Annotated in this window: 22 protein-coding genes and 1 pseudogene; 13 read left to right on the top strand and 10 right to left on the bottom strand. The window is 52.0% G+C overall.

Annotated features, from left to right (window positions below):
* The first annotated feature begins 14 nt into the window (after positions 1-14).
* Positions 15-1,061, top strand: a complete 1,047-nt coding sequence (gene lpxD, locus AMR42_RS09430) for a UDP-3-O-(3-hydroxymyristoyl)glucosamine N-acyltransferase (protein WP_099533197.1) — start codon at positions 15-17, stop codon at positions 1,059-1,061.
* Positions 1,062-1,137: 76 nt separating this feature from the next.
* Here lpxD and AMR42_RS09425 read toward each other — a convergent pair whose 3' ends face one another.
* Complete coding sequence (locus AMR42_RS09425; protein WP_158234428.1) at positions 1,138-1,362, bottom strand: hypothetical protein; 225 nt, start codon at positions 1,360-1,362, stop codon at positions 1,138-1,140.
* Between the two features lie 29 nt (positions 1,363-1,391).
* Between AMR42_RS09425 and AMR42_RS20385 the strand changes: the two genes are divergently transcribed.
* The gene (locus AMR42_RS20385) at positions 1,392-1,544 is read left to right on the top strand and encodes a hypothetical protein (protein WP_158234427.1); all 153 of its coding nucleotides are present in this window, start codon (positions 1,392-1,394) and stop codon (positions 1,542-1,544) included.
* 183 nt (positions 1,545-1,727) lie between these two features.
* Here AMR42_RS20385 and AMR42_RS09420 read toward each other — a convergent pair whose 3' ends face one another.
* On the bottom strand, positions 1,728-2,249 hold the full coding sequence (locus AMR42_RS09420) for an SRPBCC family protein (RefSeq protein WP_099533195.1): 522 nt from the start codon (positions 2,247-2,249) through the stop codon (positions 1,728-1,730).
* A 144-nt stretch (positions 2,250-2,393) separates the two neighbouring features.
* Entirely contained in the window at positions 2,394-3,017 is a 624-nt protein-coding gene (locus AMR42_RS09415; RefSeq protein WP_099533194.1) for a thioredoxin family protein, read from the bottom strand.
* A 563-nt stretch (positions 3,018-3,580) separates the two neighbouring features.
* Here AMR42_RS09415 and AMR42_RS09410 point away from each other — a divergent pair.
* From AMR42_RS09410 to AMR42_RS09380, 6 genes are all read left to right on the top strand, one after another.
* A complete protein-coding gene (locus AMR42_RS09410) occupies positions 3,581-3,985 on the top strand; it encodes an NIL domain-containing protein (protein WP_099533193.1) in 405 nt (134 codons plus the stop codon).
* A gap of 109 nt (positions 3,986-4,094) precedes the next feature.
* Entirely contained in the window at positions 4,095-4,553 is a 459-nt protein-coding gene (locus AMR42_RS09405) for a hypothetical protein (protein ID WP_099533192.1), read from the top strand.
* A gap of 89 nt (positions 4,554-4,642) precedes the next feature.
* Positions 4,643-5,215 carry a bifunctional adenosylcobinamide kinase/adenosylcobinamide-phosphate guanylyltransferase gene (cobU, locus tag AMR42_RS09400; RefSeq protein ID WP_099533191.1) on the top strand — a complete coding sequence of 191 codons (573 nt, stop codon included), beginning with the start codon at positions 4,643-4,645 and terminating at the stop codon, positions 5,213-5,215.
* Positions 5,216-5,663: 448 nt separating this feature from the next.
* Positions 5,664-6,188, top strand: coding sequence for a hypothetical protein (locus tag AMR42_RS09395; RefSeq protein ID WP_143473008.1), 525 nt, complete (start codon positions 5,664-5,666; stop codon positions 6,186-6,188).
* 351 nt (positions 6,189-6,539) lie between these two features.
* A complete protein-coding gene (gene rpmB / locus AMR42_RS09385; protein WP_099533188.1) occupies positions 6,540-6,776 on the top strand; it encodes a 50S ribosomal protein L28 in 237 nt (78 codons plus the stop codon).
* A gap of 234 nt (positions 6,777-7,010) precedes the next feature.
* Positions 7,011-8,168 (top strand): FAD-dependent oxidoreductase, encoded by a 1,158-nt coding sequence (locus AMR42_RS09380; RefSeq protein ID WP_099533187.1) that lies wholly within the window; start codon positions 7,011-7,013, stop codon positions 8,166-8,168.
* Between the two features lie 38 nt (positions 8,169-8,206).
* On the opposite strand, the gene AMR42_RS20380 is transcribed toward AMR42_RS09380, so the two are convergent.
* Together AMR42_RS20380 and blaOXA are read right to left on the bottom strand one after the other, a co-directional pair.
* Positions 8,207-10,165: a hypothetical protein gene (locus tag AMR42_RS20380; protein WP_158234426.1), complete on the bottom strand. Its 1,959-nt coding sequence runs from the start codon at positions 10,163-10,165 to the stop codon at positions 8,207-8,209.
* 249 nt (positions 10,166-10,414) lie between these two features.
* On the bottom strand, positions 10,415-11,152 hold the full coding sequence (gene blaOXA / locus AMR42_RS09370; protein ID WP_234406919.1) for a class D beta-lactamase: 738 nt from the start codon (positions 11,150-11,152) through the stop codon (positions 10,415-10,417).
* Between the two features lie 444 nt (positions 11,153-11,596).
* On the opposite strand from blaOXA, the gene AMR42_RS09365 reads away from it, so the two are divergent.
* The 4 genes from AMR42_RS09365 (at position 11,597) to AMR42_RS09350 (ending at position 16,093) form a co-directional block, all read left to right on the top strand.
* Positions 11,597-12,244: a cob(I)yrinic acid a,c-diamide adenosyltransferase gene (locus AMR42_RS09365; protein ID WP_099533185.1), complete on the top strand. Its 648-nt coding sequence runs from the start codon at positions 11,597-11,599 to the stop codon at positions 12,242-12,244.
* A gap of 359 nt (positions 12,245-12,603) precedes the next feature.
* Entirely contained in the window at positions 12,604-13,578 is a 975-nt protein-coding gene (locus AMR42_RS09360; RefSeq protein ID WP_099533184.1) for an ABC transporter ATP-binding protein, read from the top strand.
* On the top strand, positions 13,575-15,281 hold the full coding sequence (locus AMR42_RS09355; protein WP_099533183.1) for a hypothetical protein: 1,707 nt from the start codon (positions 13,575-13,577) through the stop codon (positions 15,279-15,281). Before AMR42_RS09360 ends, AMR42_RS09355 begins: the two co-directional genes overlap by 4 nt.
* Before the next feature lie 80 nt (positions 15,282-15,361).
* Positions 15,362-16,093 (top strand): hypothetical protein, encoded by a 732-nt coding sequence (locus tag AMR42_RS09350; RefSeq protein WP_143473007.1) that lies wholly within the window; start codon positions 15,362-15,364, stop codon positions 16,091-16,093.
* Positions 16,094-16,167: 74 nt separating this feature from the next.
* On the opposite strand, the gene AMR42_RS09345 is transcribed toward AMR42_RS09350, so the two are convergent.
* The 5 genes from AMR42_RS09345 to purQ all read right to left on the bottom strand — a co-directional run bounded on the left by AMR42_RS09345 (position 16,168) and on the right by purQ (position 20,085).
* Complete coding sequence (locus AMR42_RS09345; protein ID WP_099533207.1) at positions 16,168-16,758, bottom strand: Uma2 family endonuclease; 591 nt, start codon at positions 16,756-16,758, stop codon at positions 16,168-16,170.
* A 167-nt stretch (positions 16,759-16,925) separates the two neighbouring features.
* A complete protein-coding gene (locus AMR42_RS09340) occupies positions 16,926-18,101 on the bottom strand; it encodes a hypothetical protein (RefSeq protein ID WP_099533181.1) in 1,176 nt (391 codons plus the stop codon).
* Positions 18,098-18,649 carry a hypothetical protein gene (locus tag AMR42_RS09335; protein WP_199858136.1) on the bottom strand — a complete coding sequence of 184 codons (552 nt, stop codon included), beginning with the start codon at positions 18,647-18,649 and terminating at the stop codon, positions 18,098-18,100. The genes AMR42_RS09340 and AMR42_RS09335 overlap by 4 nt, the downstream gene beginning before the upstream one ends.
* Before the next feature lie 198 nt (positions 18,650-18,847).
* Positions 18,848-19,324, bottom strand: coding sequence for a DUF192 domain-containing protein (locus AMR42_RS09330; protein ID WP_099533205.1), 477 nt, complete (start codon positions 19,322-19,324; stop codon positions 18,848-18,850).
* Between the two features lie 89 nt (positions 19,325-19,413).
* Positions 19,414-20,085 carry a phosphoribosylformylglycinamidine synthase subunit PurQ gene (gene purQ / locus AMR42_RS09325; protein WP_099533204.1) on the bottom strand — a complete coding sequence of 224 codons (672 nt, stop codon included), beginning with the start codon at positions 20,083-20,085 and terminating at the stop codon, positions 19,414-19,416.
* A gap of 63 nt (positions 20,086-20,148) precedes the next feature.
* Between purQ and AMR42_RS09320 the strand changes: the two are divergent.
* Positions 20,149-20,427, top strand: a pseudogene (locus tag AMR42_RS09320) (recombinase B); the annotation flags it as partial.

Here is a 20,427-nt window from a genome sequence, read left to right as displayed (position 1 = left end):
GTTAAGTTTGAGCCATGAAATTTAGCGAATTATTAAAGCAGTTAGAAAAGCTGAGCGATCGCCCCTTCGATCAATTTTCCTTGGCGGATGATCCTGAGCTGACAACGATCGCCCCGATCGCCCAGGCCCAGGGCGGTCAGTTGACCTATTTGGAAGGCGATAAATTTGCGGACTGCTTGGAAAGCACCCGAGCCGCCGTGATTTTGCCCAACCGTCCTGAGCTAATTAGCCAAGCTCGCGAGCTGGGGTTGGCCTGGGTGGCGGTGCAAGATCCCAAAATGCTATTTGCCGTGGCGGTGCGGCTGTTCTATCAACCCTTTAAACCCAAGCCGGGGATTCACCCCAGCGCCTGGATTGATCCGACTGTGCAACTGGGTCAGGAAGTGTCGATCGGGCCCCATGTGGCGATCTATGAGGGGGTGACGATCGGGGATCGGGTTTGCTTAATGGCCAATGTGGTGATTTATGGGGGTGCGTCGATCGGGGCTGATTCCTGGCTCCATGCCAACTGCACCATCCACGAGCGATCGATCATTGGGCAACATTGCATCATCCACAGTGGCGCAGTCATTGGCGATGAAGGATTTGGCTTTGTGCCCACGGCCCAAGGCTGGCAAAAGCTGGATCAAACTGGGCGCGTTGTGCTCGAAGACGGCGTGGATGTGGGAGTCAACAGCACGATCGATCGGCCAGCTATGGGCGAAACCCGCATTGGCCGGGGCACAAAGCTTGACAACATGGTTCACATTGGCCATGGCTGCCAACTGGGCGAAGGCTGCGCGATCGCGGCCCAAGCGGGCTTGGCGGGGGGCGTGGAATTGGGCAAAGGGGTGATTCTGGCCGGGCAAGTGGGCGTGGCCAACAACGTCAAAATGGGCGATCGGGCGATCGCCTCCTCCAAGTCCGGTTTGCACAGTGACGTACCGGCCGGTGAGATTGTCTCCGGCTACCCAGCCATTTCCAACAGTCGATGGCTCAAAACCTCAGCCATCTATCGCCGCTTGCCCGAAATGCACAAGCTGCTGCGACAGATTCAATCCCACTTGGGCCTCAAGGACTAGAGGGAAAGGCTAGATGATTGGGAGCAGTCTTCAGTGAAATTTCTTCAGTGAAATTTCCTATTCCGCCGGCCCGCAATCAATCACCCCAAGCTTCCGTATTCAGAGGACGAATTAGACGGCTTTGAATCAAATGTTCAACGGCCCGCTCGATCGCGTCCAGCGCATAGCCCGTGTTCACTTGAATCAAATCCAACGTGGCTGCAAAACCCTTGCGATCGCACTGTTGAATAACACGTAAAACATCCTGCTCGATGGATGTTAGCTCCTGGGGAGCAAGGTGCATTGAAGATGCTCTAGACATACCAAACCCTCCGACAACGTAGCAGTTCGGTGGCAGATCTGTGGCGAGGAACTGGTATTTTCACCGACTCCATGGAAACCAATCCAGGAATTGATCTAGAAATTCATCCAGGAATCAACTCAGGAATTTATCCAGGAATTCATCCAGAAATCAATCCAGAAATCAAAAAAGTCGGTGAATGAACCCATGGCAAAATGAATCGACCATGGTGCTCATCCAAGAAAAAACCAGAACGAAGGAAAGCCCACCTGAAAAAGCCACAGGAAAAGAGGCTATCCTTCTGAACTCTACTGTCTTTTAGAGAGCTTGACGGCGATTTCCGGACAATGTTCTATTTTGGTTACGTAATTTTACGTAGGACAGTGCTATCGTCCCGATCGCAGGTGGTAGACTTCCTCGGCCACGCGCTTCAGGCGACGGAGCTGGGCTTGCATGTCGCCTTGAACCCAGCCGGCCGCCACCCGATCGAACCCCCAGCGAACAAGGGGATTGGGGATCACGAACTCAAACCGATTGATTAACTGAGTGCCGGATCCATCGGGAATACATTCCCAAGAGTCGCGCCCCACAAAAAAGCCAGAAAAAGCCCAAACAATTTTGCCAGGCGATCGCTCCGCCACCGTGCATTGCAGCGCCGGTTCCAGCAGGGGAATTTGCAACACAAATCGGGTGCGATCGCCCAAATCGGTTCCCCAGCGATCGCCCACGGGATCACAGCGCAGGGCTGGGTTCAGCCACCGATGCATCAGCTCGCGATCGGTGAAGCACCACTCCACCGCCGTGGCACTAGCCTGAATCGCGATCGACTGTTCATAAACTCGCGGCACAACCGATTTACCTTGGCCACGAGCCAGTTGAGTTCGAGTTGTAAAAAGACGGGAAGACATGCCAGGGGCCAAGGAAAAGTGAAAATGGACGGCTGTAGTTCTAGCCGTATTTCTAGAAGTTGCTAGAGGTTTTTTAGAGACTTCTAGACTGGTGGTTTTAGGGACTGTTGAGCATTCCCGACATTCACGGCCGGTTACCCTGTCCTAATTGGCAACTGACGCACCATGACTGCGAGGATCCGTTGCCGCCGATTTTTGGGCCGCGTCCCCAGACAACGGAGCATCAAACTCAGAGGTTTGACCTTCGTTGACCTTCGCATAGGGCAAGATGGCGGTTCCGTCAGCCAAGGCCGCCAAATTCGCCGCCATGATTGATTTCGGCTGCTCCCCGATCGCTTGGGCCAACTCCTGACCCTGGGCATTCAAAAAGACAAAGTGCGGAATTCCATCCACTCGATAGCTCAGAATTTCGGGTAGCCATTTGGTGTTGTCCACATTCAGCATCGAGAAATTGACCCGATCGCCATAGTCCTGCTTCAACTCCCGCAAATCATTCGCCATGGCCTGGCAACTGGTACACCAATCTGCATAGAACTCCAGCACCGTCGGCTTGCCATTGACGATCGCCTGATCCAACGGCACAGAATCACGTGCCAGCCGTTCCAGAATGTTGCTGTTGGGTTCCGTGCGTAGCCCTAAAAACAACACCACCCCCAACAACGCCGCCACAATGGCCACCACCAAATTTGGCAGACGACTACCGGCCGCGGCAGCTCCGGGGATCACGGTTGAGGGCTGGGAAGTCGGTTCAGGAGAAAGCTGGCTCATGGCAGAATGGCAAGACAAGAGGGCAAAGCGGAATGGCGGCTCAGTTCTGGTGCTAGGCTAGCGATACAGTCCTCAAGAGCCAAGGACGATCGATCCCGAACTTTTTTGGGTTATTCGTTTTTGGTTCCCCGTGGCTGGTGCTCCAGAATTTTCGGCGCAGGTTGGGCCGATCGCCCAAACCCCGCAACTCCGAAACCAACGGGATCGCCCCCATAACCCCAATCACGACCGCTTTGCTCCGGTGATTGGCGCTTCGGTCAGTGTTCTAGGGTTAACAGTATTCTGCAAGGGCTATTTTGATTGTAACAACTTCGTTACATGTCTTCATGGGCTTGTTGAATCGCCGCTGGATGAGCCGCTCGCTATTTAGGATTTAGGGGGGCATTGGTCGCTGAAGGCTCGATCGGCCTGTCCGCCGGCCCGAGCGCTGTGGTTTTCCCTAATTGATCTGAATCGATCTGAACTAATCTGAACCAATTTGAACTAAGCCGAATTAACCTAAATTGATCTGAATTGACCCGATTGCCCTGGTTCCCCCGATCGTTTGCTGGCGGTGATTTGTTTTGAAAAAGCGCGTCACACTCACCTTTCCGAAACATGCGGTGCAAATGCCAATCACCTATCGATTGGCGAAAGAATTTAATGTGGCTGCCAACATCATTCGAGCGCAAGTGGCCCCCGATCGCGTTGGAAAATTAGTCGTTGAACTCATTGGCGACATTGACCAAATGGACGCGGCCATGGAGTGGATGGAATCCCTCGATATTGATGTTTCTTCTGCCAATCGAGAAATCTCGATCGATGAAGCAAGCTGTGTCCATTGCGGTCTTTGTACGGGCGTTTGTCCCACGGGGGCGTTGTCGCTGCACCCAGAAACTTTCCGCCTAGAATTTGCTCGATCGCGCTGTGTAGTTTGCGAGCAATGTGTTCCCACCTGCCCGGTTCAAGCCATTTCCACTAGCTTTTAACTTCTCCGATTTCCTAAAATTCATTAGCCTCTCAATTACGCATTGATTTTCCCGGGAAATTGCCTTTTTTACAGACAAAACCTTGTAGTTGAAGAGGAAACAAGGTTCCATGCGCTTATACAACAACCACACCGGACTATCGCTATTCATCCTGGCGTTGGTTTACCTAGCCTTGAGTTGGGTGGCGTTGCTGGCTGTGCCCCGGCCCCCCTCGCTGGTAGAGGTGGCGGGAGTGGCTTTGTTGGTGGCCGTGGCTTTGGCGGCCCTGTTTACCCTTAAGTTGCCTTGGCCAGAGTTTGGGCGTTTTTCTTGGTTTCAAACGGCCACCAAGTCTTTCGGGGGCGCAATTTTGGCAGCGATGGGCGTGGTGATTGTGCTGTCGCGGTTGGACATTACAACGGATGTGATGTTGTTGTTGGCGGCGGAATTTTTGGCCAAGGTGGAATTGCGGGTGGCGGGCCGATCGCGCTGGCAATCGTTTTGGCAAATGTTGGCGGCCAGTGCTGTGGGCATCGGGAGCGCGATCGGGCTGGCCCCTTGGTTTTTGATGTCGCGGGTCAGCGAGTAGCTCATTCACCAAATGCTTTATTGAGCAATTAACCGGGCAATTAACCGGGCAAAGCCCCCTGAGTAACCCCTATTGGGCAACCCATCGTCATGACTCAGCCTCAGACTTCAGAATCGGGATGGTCACGGGTGGTGCTGGTGACGGGGCCGGCGCGATCGGGCAAGAGTGAGTGGGCGGAACGGTTGGCCGCGGCCTCGGGGCGATCGGTCATCTATGTGGCTACCTCGTACTTGGATCCCCAGGATCAAGAGTGGGCCGATCGTGTGGCCCAACACCGCCAGCGCCGCCCGGAAACTTGGCAAAATTGGGAAGTGCCGCTGGAGCTGGCTGCGGCCTTGGGCCAAGCGCCCGCCGATAGTTGTTTGTTGGTGGATTCACTGGGAACTTGGGTGGCCAACTGGCTCGATCGCCCCGATCCCGAATGGCAACAAACCTGTGAAGTGCTGTTGGCCACCTGTGCTGCCTTGCCAGCCATGTGTATTTTTGTGGCTGAAGAAACGGGCTGGGGTGTGGTTCCGGCCTTCCCCGCTGGTCGCCTGTTTCGCGATCGCCTCGGCAAACTCGTGCGGGAATTGGGCAGTCGATCCGATGCCTGTTATCTGGTCACAGCGGGCTTTGCAGTGAATTTACGGGCGATCGGTCAATCCTTAACAACTGGATAAAAACTGTTTAATTTCCTTAAATATTGTCCAAAAATTGTCCAAAACTTTAATCTAAGCTCAAGATTCTTTGTCGGTGACCCCTCTAACCTTAGCTTAGGATCGAAAGCAGGATAGTTAGTAACTCAATTTTCCATTCAAGCTTTCCGGTTAACCTGTTTTCATGCGAGCTGTTCACTCAGGTTTCCCCCAATTATTTCTTTAGACGTTTCTCCGAATACCCTCCAGATCTTTCCCTAGGCAGTCTCCCAGTTATTGTCTTAATCCAGAAGCTGGCGCTTGGGAAATAAACCCGAAATCTGGAGTTTTAGTTTGCTTTTTAAAGCCAGTTTTGAACTGATTTTTAGTCAAGTTTCTCAACCTGGTTTTGTTTAGCGAAGCTAGCTCTAATCCCAAATCCTGGCCATCAGTGCTTTAACCTTTGGCCCTCGCCCCCGGACTCCACACCAAAATGGCTCCTGAAGAACGCGTCAAACAATATCTTGCTCTTTGGTTGCAGTTGGGTAAGCAAGTGGTGTGCGGTCACGACGATCGCTTGCTCGGGACTCGCCGCACCATTGACGGTGAAGCTTACTCCGCAGAATTTGAGCAACTTTGGCGGCAAATTCTCGAAAAACCCCAGATGTATCACCTGGCGGGCACGGTCTGTTCCATGAAAGATTTATTGTCGGGACATTGGAGCTTGCTGCCCTGCGCGCGGTGTAGTTTGCTCTATCCCATCAATGACAGCTACTTGGAGGCGGGGCCCTGTCCCTGTCAGGATTTGGCCTCTTGGCCCGATGATGGGCCGCCGCCACGGGGGCCCGTCTGTGTGCAGGATTATTTGGATCAAATTCGGCTACGGCTGTCTCGCCAAAAGTTGATCCCCACACCGCCCAACGAGGAAACGACCGGGGGCGAGGCTCGCGAGTCAGATACTTGTAGTTTGCATGGGGGCGGCTTGCATGGAGGGCGATCGGAACATTCCCTGCCCTAGGAGGGGTTGATCTGAGCCACAGACTGCTGACCAGAGACTGCTAATCACAGGCGATCGATCGGGTCGATCGGCATGGGTCTTAGGGGCGGAATGGGCTTCTGGCGGGCTGGGCTGTCCGGGTTGGGTTGCCATCTGGGTTATACTGATCAACCGCGCTCTCAATCGGTCATCGATCGCCCGCTGAAGGATCGCCCGCCTAAGCCGACCGCCATGGCCGATGCTGCCAACGGGCCATTGCCTGGAGAGGCATCTTTTGGGTTGGAGTTGTGGTGAATCTTATCCCGATCGCTTGATGGGCCGGGATCAACACAACCGCTAAGTTTTACCTTTTCGTCCTGCTTGGAGAACGTCATGTCCCGTGTTTGCCAACTGACCGGCAAAAAGGCGAACAACGCCTACGCCATTTCCCACTCGCACCGCCGCACCAAAAAGCTCCAAGAAGTTAATCTGCAATGGAAGCGAATTTGGTGGCCCCAAGGTAATCGTTGGGTGCGGTTGCGTCTTTCGACCAAAGCTCTGAAAACCCTGAACACCAAGGGTCTGCAAGCGTTTGCTAAGGAAGCTGGCATTGATTTGAATAAGTGCTAATTCTGAATTAAGTGCTAATCCCATACAAAAATTCAGCACTGAAAATTCAGCACTGAGCTGTTTAATTAATCCCGCCCAATTTGTCCTATGTGGCAGCTTTTGTTGGGTGGGGTTTTTTATCTTTTATTCTTTTATTTCTTATCTTTTATTTTTCATTGTGGAATCTAGAAAATCTAGGAAATCTAGAAAATCTAGAAAATCTAGGAAATTTAGCGAATTTGGGGATTTTGAAAGTTGCCACAGTCAGCCCAATCCTTGGTTTTGTTGGGGGGCGGCCACAGCCACGCGATCGCCCTGCGACGGTTGATCCAAAACCCCCTGCCCAGCGGCGCGATCGACTCGGTGACCCTGATCAGCGAAGCACCCCGAGCACCTTACTCGGGCATGGTTCCCGGCCATGTGGCGGGGGTTTATGGCCGGGAAGACTGTTTTATTGATTTGCGGGCCCTGTGCGATCGGGCGGGGGTGGCGCTGCGGGTCGATCGCGCTGTGGGGTTGAATTTGGGCGATCGACAAGTGCAACTAGCCAGCGGGGAAACGGTTGGGTTTCGCTGGCTCTCGGTTAATTTGGGCAGCACGCCCCTGGTTCCCCCGGGTGTTCAACCTCTTCTGGGGCGATCGATTATTGCCGCGAAGCCGATCCAAGCCCTGTTGGCCAACTGGGATGCGCTATTGTCGGCCTTGCCTCGATGGGGATCCAGGCCGCTGCGGTTGGTGGTGGTGGGGGGCGGCGCGGGTGGTGTTGAGCTAGCCTTGGCGGCCCAGCGACGTTTGCAACCCCTGATGGGCGATCGCCTGTCGATTACTTTGATTCAGCGAGAGGCAAAACTCCTGCCCCATTTGGCCCCGGCAGTGGGCGATCGGGTGGCCCAGGTGCTGCAAGCCCAGGGAATTGAGCTGGTTTTGAGTGAAACCATCACCCACGCCACCCTCATAGGCACAGATACCCAGTTGCGGGCCGCCTCGGGGCAATTGTTTTGGGGCGATCGGGTGCTGTGGGCCACCCAAGCCGCCGCAGCCCCTTGGTTGGCGGCCACCGGCCTCGCCACGGATCCCCAGGGATTCATTGCGGTTAATCGCTATCTGCAATCCTGCTCCCATCCCCAGGTCTTTGCGGCGGGAGATGTGGCGACGATGGTGGAACAGCCACGCCCCAAAGCCGGCGTGTTTGCAGTGCGTCAGGGCCGCCCCCTGGCTGACAACTTGCGAGCAGCCATTTTGGGCCAGCCGCTGAAACCTTTCAAAGCCCAAAAGCAATTTCTCAGCCTTATTAACTTAGCCAATGGCCAGGCGATCGCTACCCGTGGCCGTTGGGCTTTTACGGGGGCTTGGGCTTGGGTTTGGAAAGACTATCTCGATCGGAAATTTATGCGGCAATTTCAACGGCTTTAAAGGCAGTATTTTCAGAGTTTCCATCCCAATTCTCAAAATTAGCTATCCCGTAAACATTGCGCATCTAACAATACCCAGGTTTGATCTTGCAACACGGCGCAACTATTCATGAGGGATTGCACGAGGGGTGTTTGTCCCTGCCTCAGGGTTTGCAGTGCTGGTTCACTGGTTTCTGGATATTGCTCTAGCCAAGAATCTTTGAGGTAATTTTCTGAAAAAGCGGCTCGATCAATCAGCCAAAATGAAATGTGATATCGCGCCAAAAAGAATTTCACAGATTGGGCATGGGTGCTGTATTGGGCTTCAATAGTTCGTAAAATTCGTTCCCGAAACAGACGGTAATATCCCAAGTGGTAGGGCACGGCATATTCTTTGCCCGTGAGGATTGAACGTCCGGCAAAGGTGGGAATATCATCCCCAATACTGCTCAGGGAAGCAATTTTGATATCCGTTGGTTGCCCCTGAAGGAATTGATAGAGCTTGACGGCACGACCCGTTTGATAGCTATTTGCTGGGAAAGTGGGAACTAACAGCGGATATCCCAACACCAGCACGATTAAAATAATGCTGAAGCTTCTGGAAAGATAGACTTTCCAACGAAGGGATTTCGGTTTTGGTCGAATGGCTTGCGCAATTGGAGCATTGAAAAGTGGGGGCAAGGAATAAACCGCAGAGGAATCAAAGTTTGGAATCGATCGCCCGGCCCAGCGCTGGAGAGCTTCCCAAACAATCACAAGGCTAATGGCCGCCGCGATCGCGATTATGATTCGGAAGCTGTGCCCCGTGTAGCGACTGGGCAAGTGGAGCCGAAATAGCAATCCATGGGCCAACAAAAACCACCCGATCGAAGCCAAGCCCAGTTGCCATAAATTGTTAACCTCCGGCGTAATTCGGTGACTGAGGGGAAATCGCGATTGAATACTGTTGAGCTGCGAAAGGGAAAGTTGAAAAAGAGGTAAAGCAAAGCCAAAAATTAAAGTGACTGGCGTAAGGAGCGATCGGGGAATGAGATTAGTGCCACGACCGAAAAACCAGTAATCAATCCAGTCACGATCAAAAATATTTGTGCGTCCTCCATCCAGAAATTCCGGCATGGTGCGGGCAATTTTTTCAGAAACCACCGGCCCAAAATCCTGCCCTAAAAAGAGCACCGGCAACAGCACCAAAAACAGGCTACCCAAAGCACCAATATATAAAAATAGTTGTTGGCGTTCTGCATCAATGAGGCGGCTTTGAATTGCCAAAACTAGATCTGATTTCTGTAATGCCAAGTCTTCTGCCACTTTCAAGTCTGAAGGATTGCGAATTGTCCAAGCGGCTGACAACCAGGCGCGTTCCAGCTTTTGATAGCCCACCCAAGCAAGTTTCAGCGAGATTAAACCACCGGAAACCAAGGCATAGGTTGGACAAATTAACCCCTGAAGGGCAATGGAACTCCACAACAGTTGAGGCGACTTGCGAGCTAATCCATCCAAAACTGCTAAAAAGAGCGGAAAAGCAAAAGCACGCGACGTACCAGAAACTAGGTCATCTTTTAGCCAAAGACTTTGGTTGAGCAAGACTGTTGCTAGAAAACCGGCTACTGGAACTGGGAAAATAGTAAAAGTGACCCGATAGGTAAAGAAGGTGATGATCAGTCCAAGAATGGGCGGTAGGAGTTTATTAAAAATTAGGGGATTGATTTGGAAGAAAGCAGCCAGTTGATAGAGTTTGGTGTAGCCGATCGGGGCGATCGATTCAAAATAATCGGCAATCAGATCATTGTGAAAAAGGCTAGGATTTAAAAATCGCTGCATCCAAAACACATGCTGGCGAGCATCATCTTGCACCACAAATTCACCGCTGAATCCTTGATGCAGAGACAGGCTACCATAGAGCGCCGCGATCGCGAGACTCCACAACAAGGGCCAGGGCGATCGCCCCGATCGATCAAAACAAATTTGCATGAGGCGATCGCGCCAGTTCCGCCCTTGGGAATGGTTTACGGAATTGCTCACGGCATCAACCCAAATTGATTTTTTGATAGCTTGTCAATTGATCGATCGCCAGTTGATTGGTAACCGATCATCAATGAACAAGTAATATGATTCTACTGAATTTTCAGAGAACCTAGCTCAGCAAGACTAACAGGACGAGAATCAAGGCTCCCAAGCACAAAATCAGGAAGAAATCTATCGATCCAATTTTGTCAACCTCAGGATTCTGTAATTTACTTGCAGGAATTTATTTGCAATTGAACGCCAGGGCTACAGCAGTCCCAAAGTTCTGAGGCAGCGGTAGGTAATTGCCTTGCGAGCAGTTGCTTGGGCCGGCTCCGGAAGTTCCAAGTTTGTGGCAAAGAAATAGACCTGCTGATTTTGCTCTAAATAGCCCACATACCAGCCAGTTTGGGGGTTTGCGCTCATGGCCCAGCCCGTTTTCGCTCTGACGGTATATTGCGCCGTTTGATCCATGATCATGATGTCTTTCACGATCGCGATCGAGCGTTCAGAAAAAGGCAACTGGTTCAAATAAAGACGCTGAAGAAACTGAATTTGTTCTTCGGGCGTGATTTTGAGCGGGCCCGATAGCCAAAATTGATCAATATTGGAGGGATCACCAATGTTGCGATCGCCGTAATTTGCCCCAATTACCCCGGCTTTCATGCGTTCATAGCCGATACGCCGAGCCAAAATTTGGTAGAACCAGACGGCTGAAACCTTGAAGGCCTCGCGCATGTTCAAATCTTGGTTCCAACCAGGAAAGGGGCGCTGAATGCCATCCCAAGTGAACCGCACATCCTGATCGGGAATCACTTGGGCATCGAGAGAAATCAGCGAATTCAAAATCTTAAAAGTGGAAGCGGGAGAAAACGGCGTTTGGTTGCGTTTTGGGTTATGTTCATAAATTTGATTTTTCTGGGGATCGTAAATAATAATGGAGCCTTCAACCTTCAGATCTTGAAAATGTTGACCGAATTCAGGAACCACTCGCCGCTCAATCACAGGTTGTGGTTGCGATTTTGGGATCAATAATTTTGGTAGGAATCTTTGATCGGTCACCGACGGGTTAACTAGTTTTTCATTGGTTGTTGCTAAACCAGGCAAGGAAAAACTCAAACAGCAGAAACCCACAAGTGAACCAACCGCGATCAAGACTCGATCGCTAATTTTAGAATTCAATCGGTTCTTTTGCTTACTTTTTTCTGGATGATTGAATTTTTGATGATTAAATTGGCAATCTTTCATGATTTTTTCAATTTTTCTCATGATTTTATAATTAATCAAAATGCAAGATTGATCTAGATTGACCTAAGCCTTGATCAGATGACTCGAACTGGGTTTGCCGCTTCAGCATACCACCAATTTGATCCCCCTGAAGCCTGATCAAAGATGGTTTCAGGATTAAAATTTGAAAGTGAATGAAATACCAAAAGATCTCAATGAACCATGAGTGATCATCACCCCAGTTTAGAACCTGAGACAACGCCAGCGGAAAAGCCCGATCGCCTGCAAAAAATTAAGGCCGCCAAGGACGCAGCTCGCGACAATCGAGCTGGAAATGAACGGGGATTATATTTGCTATTCACCGGGTTGGGCAAAGGCAAAACCAGCAGCGCCATGAACTTGGTCTATCGCCATTTAGCCCATGATTTACCCGTGGCGGTGGTGCAATTTGTGAAAAATAACGAGGCGTTTCCCGATGGTGATCGCCTGTTGCTCACTCGGTTGCAAAACTTGGGATTTCCGGTGCAAATGCACACCATGGGCGGCGGGTTTACCTGGGAAACCCAGGATCCCGATCGTGATCGGGCCATGGCGGCGGCTGCCTGGGAACAGGCCCTGATCTATATTCAAGATCCGCAGATTTCCCTTGTGGTGCTCGATGAGTTGCACATTGCCCTCAAGCATCAGCAACTGGCCCTGGAACCGGTGCAAGCGGGAATTCAAAACCGGCCGCCCCATTGCCACGTGGCGAGCACGGGTCGCTATGCTCCTCAGGGGTTAATTGAAATGGCGGATTTGGTGACTGAAATGAACCGCATCAAACACCCGATCGCCCAGGGAATTCCTGCCCAGCAGGGTATTGAGTTTTGAAAAACCTCAGGGCGCAATCCTGCGCCCTGCATTCATCATAGGTTACGAATCCAGGATGATTGCAATCTTGCTTGATATTTCTTAACCCAAAAGACAACGAACTCTGAAGATTCCCAGCCGTTTGCGAACCGTGCCTTTCGTTCCCGCCAATCGGGAAACTGTTTCAAGCGATCCGGTTGCCTACCTTGGGGGACTGAATAGCCAATCTGCGATCGATAGCAGTGAAATTGGGTAAGTTCGGAAGAGGCTGAACGTTGCTGAACGTTACCGCTGAAGGCTTGACCCTTCACCACGCCCCTTCGCCATCGCATCAATCAGGCGGACACCCCAGGCAAGACACCCCAATCGAGAACCTGGCCATGAACTGGGCAATAGAAACCCGTGGTTTAAGTAAACAGTTCGATCGCAAGCTGGCCGTCAATCAGGTGGATCTGAAAATTTCCCCTGGGGAAGTTTATGGGCTAATTGGCCCCAACGGAGCAGGCAAAACCACCCTGATTCGGATGTTGGCGGCCGTGGAGGAACCAACCCTTGGAAAAATTTTGATTGATGGTGAATATTTAACTGGTGAATCCCTCAGCGGCGAAGATCCCAATCGGCGCAGTCGGCGGGCAAAACTGAAACAGCGAATTGGCTTTTTACCGGATGATTTCCCAGTCTATGAAGATCTGACCGTTTGGGATTATTTGGACTATTTTGGGCGGCTCTATGGCCTGCGGCGATCGCACCTGCGGCAGCGGCTTTATGAGGTGCTGGATTTGGTGCAACTATTGCCGAAGCGCGATAGCCCGATCGCCACCCTCTCGCGCGGCATGAAACAACGGTTGAGCCTAGCTCGCACTATCATTCACGAGCCGATTTTGCTCCTGTTGGATGAACCCGTTTCCGGCCTTGACCCGATCGCCCGTTTGGAATTTCGCAACCTGATGCGGATTCTGCAAGGGGCTGGCATGACCGTGCTGATTTCCTCCCATGTGCTCAGCGACTTGGCGGAACTTTGCACCGCGATCGGGGTGATGGAACTGGGGCGGTTGGTGGCCAGCGCACCTCTGGAAGCCCTTTACGCCCAATTTGCCCGTCACACCCTGGTGATCACAGCCCTCGATCGGCTCAATGATTTGCAAACGATCCTGAGAACCGACCCAAGGGCGATCGCCTGGGAATGTCATCCCACCACCGGCCGCATTACTGTGGACTTTCAGGGTGATGAAACCGACTGTGCCGACCTGCTCGGGGAAATGGTGCGGGCCCAAATTCCGATTGTGGAATTCCGGCGCGATCGAGAAAGCCTGGAGCAAATTTTCTTGAAACTGGGACACCAACAAGCCTCATGAACCCCTGCCCCTCAAGCTGGCTGAATCGCCTGCAAACCAGCCAACGATCGTTCAAAACTCAGCTCGATCGCTGGCTCGATCGGCTCGGAAACTGGAATCCCCAACTGCTGCGAGAACTGAAAGGCAACTGCACCTCGCGCAACTTGACCTTAGCCACCCTCAGTTCCCTGATTGCCCAAGCAGCCTTTTGGATGAGCTGGCAAAGGATCGCCGTTGAAACCGCCACCGTTTCCACCGAAACCGAAGGCATCCTGCGGTTTTATTGCACCGGCCAGGCCGATGAAGAACTGCGAGCTTGTGAATTGCTCTCGTCCTCAACCTTTGCGGTGAATTGGCCCCTGTGGTGGTTGGACTTGTTCTTTTGGCTGTCTTCAATTCTGGTGGGCCTGTTAGTGCTGGGTGGCACGCAAGCCCTGATCACCAACTGGCTTGAGGAAAGCAAACAGGGAACCCTCGACTTCATTCGCATGACCCCGGAACCCAGCCACCGGATCCTGTGGGGAAAACTCTTAGGTGCGCCGGCCCTGATCCATTGGGCGGTGCTGCTGGCCTTGCCCCTCCAGACCCTCGCCGGCCTGCAAGCGGGCCTTGGCCTCGGCGGCCTGTTGCTGGCGGATGGGGTGGCGGTGGCTTTTCTGGGTGCGCTTTATCTGTTGGGGCTGTTTTATGCCAGCGTCAGCGACAGCAAACAGGCCATATCAAGCTGGGCCTTTGGCATTCTGGGCCTCTTCCTGTTTGCCCCCGCCCTGACGATCGCCCGAGGGGTGATGATCCGAGGCACGATGGACACCCCCGTATCCCCTTCCTGGTTCTGGTTTGGTCAAGATTTAATCCTCCAGCCGCAGCTTTGCGCCGCCATCGCGATCGCGGGGTGTGCGGGGGTGGCGCTGACCTTTTGGCAAGCCGTGATCCGGCGTTTTCAGAACCCCGCCAACACCTTCATCACCAAAGTGCGAAGCTATTGGCTGACGATCGGGTTCAACCTGTTGGCCATGGGCTTTTTTATGCCCTGGAATCCCAACCACTTCCAAGGCTGGGCGGTGGTGGGCTTCTTTTGGCTGATCCAAATGTTCGCTTGGGTTGTGTTGCTGTTGCCGACGCGCCAAACCCTGTTGGATTGGGCCCGCTATCGCCATTTTCAAAGAACCCGAGACGCGCGATCGAGCCAACGGGCGATCGATGACTGGCTTTGGGGAGAAAATAGCCCGCCCCTGTTGGCCTTGCTGGTGAATGGTGGGTTGACGATCGCCCTTTGGTCGCCTTGGGCCCTGGCCTTTTGTTTCAACAGTTCCACCCAAGGCCTGTTGGTGTTGGTGGCGATCGGCTGCACCACGGGTTTGATGCTGCTCTATGGAGCACTGGCTCAATGGGCCTTGCTGTGGCAGGTGCGCCGACCGGTCGCTTGGGCAGTGGGATTGGTGGGGGCGGCGATCATCGGTTCGCTCTTGTTGGGTCTGATGATGCGATCGCGCGACGCGATCGGGTGGACGAATGCTTGGGACTGGGTTTGGCTCATGACCCCTGTGGCTCCGATGCTGATGGGGATTGTTTCTAATCCGCTTTCCCTGAGCATGGCGGGAGTGGCCTTTGCGATTAACGGTGTGGCGGCCGTGGGGGTCAGTTATGTGGCCCTGAACCAGCTCGATCGGTTGGGTCGATCGGAGTCGGCGGCGCTAATTCAGGACGATCGCCCCCAAGTCTAGGAATTCAACAGGAATTCATACCCGCATGATTCATCAACAACTCAAGCGGGTTCCATCCATTTTTTCACTCAAGTCAAACCATGAAATATTTTGTACCAAACCTCAAGCTCAGTGCCGATCTACCGCCTCAAAATCAGTTAGAAGATAAGCTGGGGGGACTCCCTTGGGGCCTACCGCCAGAGCAGTATCCAATCTGTAGTCACTGTGGAAAAAGTCAGTCCCTTTTGGCACAACTCATTCACCATCCAAAGCGACTAGATTTGGGGCGATCGGGTCGTGTGCTGCTCGTTTTTCAGTGCAATCACGACCCGGGCACATGCCCCACCTGGGAAGGGGGATCAGGAGCCAACGCCTGTCTAATTCTGGATCCGGAAGTATTGTCCGATCGGCTCGTGCCCATGCCAGCCGACTCACCGCCGCTAGAGCTAGAAGCCCGAATTACGACCTGGATTCCCAAAAAAGATGCGGTGACCAAGAATCAAAAACCAGCATTTTTTGATGATGATCAATATTGGGACTTGCCCGATGCTGCCACCGACAGCGTTGATTGTGTGACCAAGTTAGGTAGCGTTCCGGCATGGTTGCAAAGCCCGAGGGAGGGCCCTGGGGAAGGCTGGGTTTTTGTGGGTCAACTCAGTGATTCATATCAATTTTTAGAGCAGCCCACTAGTCCAATCGACATTTTTTGGGATGAATCAGACAATACTTGGATTTGCGAGGGGCCGAACTTTGGTGATGGTGGCATTGGCTATATTTTTCTGCGATTTGGTGCTGACAAACCCGAAGGTTGGTTCTTTTGGCAATGTGGTTGAGGGTGGGCAGTTCATTTCACGGTCGGAACCGCAGAAAATAGCCTTGATCTGGCTGAATCAGTCAGTTTCCTGACTCATGCTTGAGAGTCGGCGGCTGGGGTTAGGTTGAGGCCGCGATAGATTTGCTCGATCGGGAAGTGCAAATCAATGCTTTTCAGGGCGATCGTGTCACCGGCTTGATAGTTGAAAATCAGCCAATCGCCGGCCTCATTTTTTTGGTACAAGTCCACGGCGATGCTGGTGGAGCTGACCAAGAGATAGTCAATCAGCAGGGGGTTTTGGCGATAGCGGCGGAATTTTTGACCGCGATCGTAGGCTTCGGTGCTTTCGGACAGCACTTCGACAATTAGGCAAGGATAGGTGATGTATTGGCTGGTGGTTTTGTCGCGATCGTCGCAACTGACGCTGGCATCGGGGTAGGTGTAATCGTTGGTTCCCAGGATATTTACCCGAACGTCAGAGTTACCAACGATGTAGTTTTCATGATCTAAGTGATTGTCAAGCAATGCGGTTAGCTTGACAGCAATCCTACTAGGGTTATTTCCATCCCGAGCTAGGGGATAGACTTGACCATCGACCAGCTCATATTTTTCGAGTTGCTGTTCTTCCCAAAGAAAATATTCTTCTGGTTTAAGGAAACAATGGCTCTCTTGAGCAGCGATCATGACTTCGCTCCTGCGAATCAGTAACCCATCGCTCAACAAATCTGATAGCAATTTCAGGAAATGGAAACCGTTGATTTGAGGGTGAAGACTGCCTTAGACAGAGGGTGGTGAGCAGCATTATGAAAGTCTTGAAGTCTAATTACCTTTTAGGTTAATTAGAGCCATTTTTAAAATTGATCTTCTTCCATCTGCAAGTCGCGCAAAGAGTATCTTTTTTCAGGGGACTTGTCAGATTTTTCGATAACCTCTGCAATTACAGAACGATTAACCATAGGCCCAACTCGGTCATCAATTTCATCTCCAGCACCATATATTTTCTGTGATTTTCCATCAATACTGATTTCAATCCAATCATCATCCAAATGTAGATTGCGTAGAACTCCTCTGAGAGTTGTAATTCTAGACGATGGAAGCTCTGAAGGTTGAGGTGCAGATTTGTTTAGAGCCTCTCTAATTACTGAGCGAGTTTCGGGCAAAAGAACTACAGGATATTGCTCATCACTAATATTCGATTTAATTTCAATTTGACTAAAGACCTTCCCGGTTGTCGGTGGTGCAAGGTCATGAGCTGATTTTAAAAATGCTTTCCTGTAATCTTCTTGGGGAATAAGCTCTACCAACTCACCCTCAGGATCCTGGGTCGCTGCACGAATGACAGTGAGAAATCGTTTTGTAATTTGTTCTACACGCAGTTCAAGGTCAGCAGCAGACATTCCGGGAAGACTCAAGCTTAGTTGTTCATGAGCCTGAGGCTTGCGGACTTGAACTGAAAACTGATAGCTCCCTGGAGCAGACTGAAAAAGCCAAGGATCACAATACTTTTTGACATCTTGCGTGGGCCCCCCACGCTTGCGGAGGGGAAGACCTAAAAGTTCTTCCGTGATTCTGTAAAGATCTTTATTGATTTGATCAACTTTCCGAAGGACAAGATCTAGGGGAGCCGCACCATACAGAATATCGCCCCCTTTTACAGAAACAAGTACCTCGCCTTCAATAAATTCAATTCCAGATTGTAAGCGCGACTCTTCAAAGCGAATGACTTGTAGTAAATCTTCTAATTCATCTATTGCAAAGCCAGGAAGGAGATCAGTTGCTAGCCACTTATGAGCTAGTTTTCTGGCTTGTGAAAATTCTTGAGCTTTGAGGTAAAGAGAGACGGCACTAATGGCTGTTATACCAATTGTTCTGGTTTTGCTAAAGTCAAGATGATCCAGTGCATTTACTTCTGCATTTGCAGCCAGGCAATAAAGCTCAACAGCATGTTTACTCCCATGCTGCCTGCGTAATTCTTCAGCTCGGCTTGCATACTCTTCACTTTGAGTATGGTGTACTAACCAACTCATGACTTTTCATCAACTGTTTGAAGTAATATTAGTTGCACCCGAAATCCAATCACTGCTGCTAATGCAGGCAAGTTACTATTACCCTGTCTTGCTTGTTCAAGCTTAATGCGTAGGCGCTTTTTGACTTCTGATTTACCTGAATGTGTCCCAGAAACTTCTAGCCGAAAACAACCCTCCAAGTCTTCTAGATCCTGGTCTGATGACGCAATATAGTAATCAGCACCAGTACGTGTTTCTGCACGTCGCACAGCAACCATCCCTCGTAAAAGTTCTGTGGCTGCGATTGCAACAGCATAAGCTCCATCCCTAGTCGCATCATCTACGTTTGCCCAAGCTGCTTGAACTCTACTGTCTGTTATCTCCCATTCTACTTTCGCCACAGATTCTGCTTGATCATCTCCTAAGGTAAATTCCTTAGGAGAAATATGATGTCGGTCGAGACATACCCTTGCAGCTTCAAGATAGCTACTGGCCACTGCGGGAGTGAGAGCTTGATGGCGATCAGCCATGTTTTGCAAAGGAAGAAGAGGTGGGTTATCTTCAGCCAAGATGATTTCTCAAAAATAGAGAATGGATTTGAATTTACTTAAGTAGTCTAATATGGTTCGACCACTCAAGGTATATTCAGAAGTATAGAAATTTATGAAGTGATATGACCAGTCCCACGGATAAAAATGTTTCTATAATGCCTATGAGGTGATGATTTTTGGACGAAAATCGCTGCAAGAGCAACACCTAGTCTTTACTTAGGGTTTGGCGGGTGGGGCGGGGGTGATGGTGAGCCGATCGCCCACTTTGAGACCTAACTGAGCCGATCGCCCCGCTGGCAATTCCAACACCGCATCCACCCACAAACTTGGGCCATAGCTCGGGCAGGGATCTTGACGGCAAGGTGGCACATTCGCCTCGATCGCCACCACGCGCCCCTCCCGCAAAAAGACCATATCCAACGGAATCAGCGTGTTTTTCATCCAAAACCGCGCCATCCGCGATTGCTCAAAGGGAAACAACATCCCCCGATCGGGTGGCAAATCGCGCCGAAACATTAGGCCAATTTCCTGTTGCTCCGGCGTGCGGGCCACCTCCAGCAAGATTTCCTGAGTCCCGATCAGGGTGCGGGCTTGAATCGGCAACTGCTGCCCGCCCGGCTCCGGTGTGCTCGCCTCCAAGGACGCACAGGCCATCAAGCCGATCGCCCCCAACACCAGGAGCGATCGCGCCATTTTGTGAGCCACTGCAACAAATAGATCTGGCAAATCCGGTTGATCGGACGATCGCAGGGTCATAGATTCAGAGCCAATCCTTGAGCGTCCTAGACACTCACTAACGCTGCCGTCATGGTTTGGAACAGCGCCAACCCGTCCGTATTGCCCAACGCCGCATCGGCCGCCCGTTCCGGGTGGGGCATCATCCCCAACACATTGCCCCGATCGTTGCAGATGCCCGCGATCTGGTTCCAAGAGCCGTTCGGGTTGCTGCCCTCATAACGGAACAGCACTTGACCCTTGTCCTCAATTTGCTTCAGGGTGTCCGGATCGGCGTAGTAGCGACCCTCTCCGTGGGCGATCGGCAGGTTCAGCACTTGCCCCGCCGCGTAGCCTTCCGTCCACAGGCGGGCGCTGCGTTCCACCTTCACCGGCACCCGATCGCACACAAAATGCAAATTCTCGTTGCGAATCAGCGCACCCGGCAGCAGCCCCGCCTCCGTCAGGATTTGGAACCCGTTGCAAACCCCCAACACGGGCTTGCCCTGCTCCGCCGCTTCAATTACCGATCGCATGGCCGGCGAGAACCGGGCGATCGCCCCGCAACGCAAATAGTCGCCATAGCTGAAGCCGCCGGGAATCACAATTGCATCAAGATCGCTGAGGTCGCTGTCTTGGTGCCAAACCATGCGCGTGGGCAGGCCCAATAGCCCCTGAAACACCCACTGCATATCCCGATCGCAATTGGAACCCGGAAAAACGATAACGCCAACTTTCATGGACTGGAGCAAACCCGCGACTTGCGCTCCTATCCTATCGTGCGATCGGTTAACTTTAGTTTCATGCTGCTAACCGCTGACGACCTACTCTTTTTTCAGCGCTGCCCCCGGCGCGTCTTTTTGGATTTCTATGGCGATCCCCGTCGGCGCGCCCCCACGGCCGGTTTTATCCAAAAACTCCACGACGAGAGCGATCGCCACAAGCGCGATGCGGCCCAGCAAATTGCTGAGAAGCTGGAACTGGAGCTAGTGCGGCCGCAGTTTCGCCGGGGCGATCGGGATGCGGGCGCGGCGGCTACTTTGGCCCTGATGGAAGCGGGGGCGGGGTTGATCGTCGGGGGG

The sequence above is a fragment of the Limnothrix sp. PR1529 genome (assembly GCF_002742025.1).
Lineage (GTDB): Bacteria > Cyanobacteriota > Cyanobacteriia > CACIAM-69d > CACIAM-69d > CACIAM-69d.
Note: the sequence above shows the minus strand (reverse complement) of the source record. Positions and strands in the feature narration are given on the sequence as shown.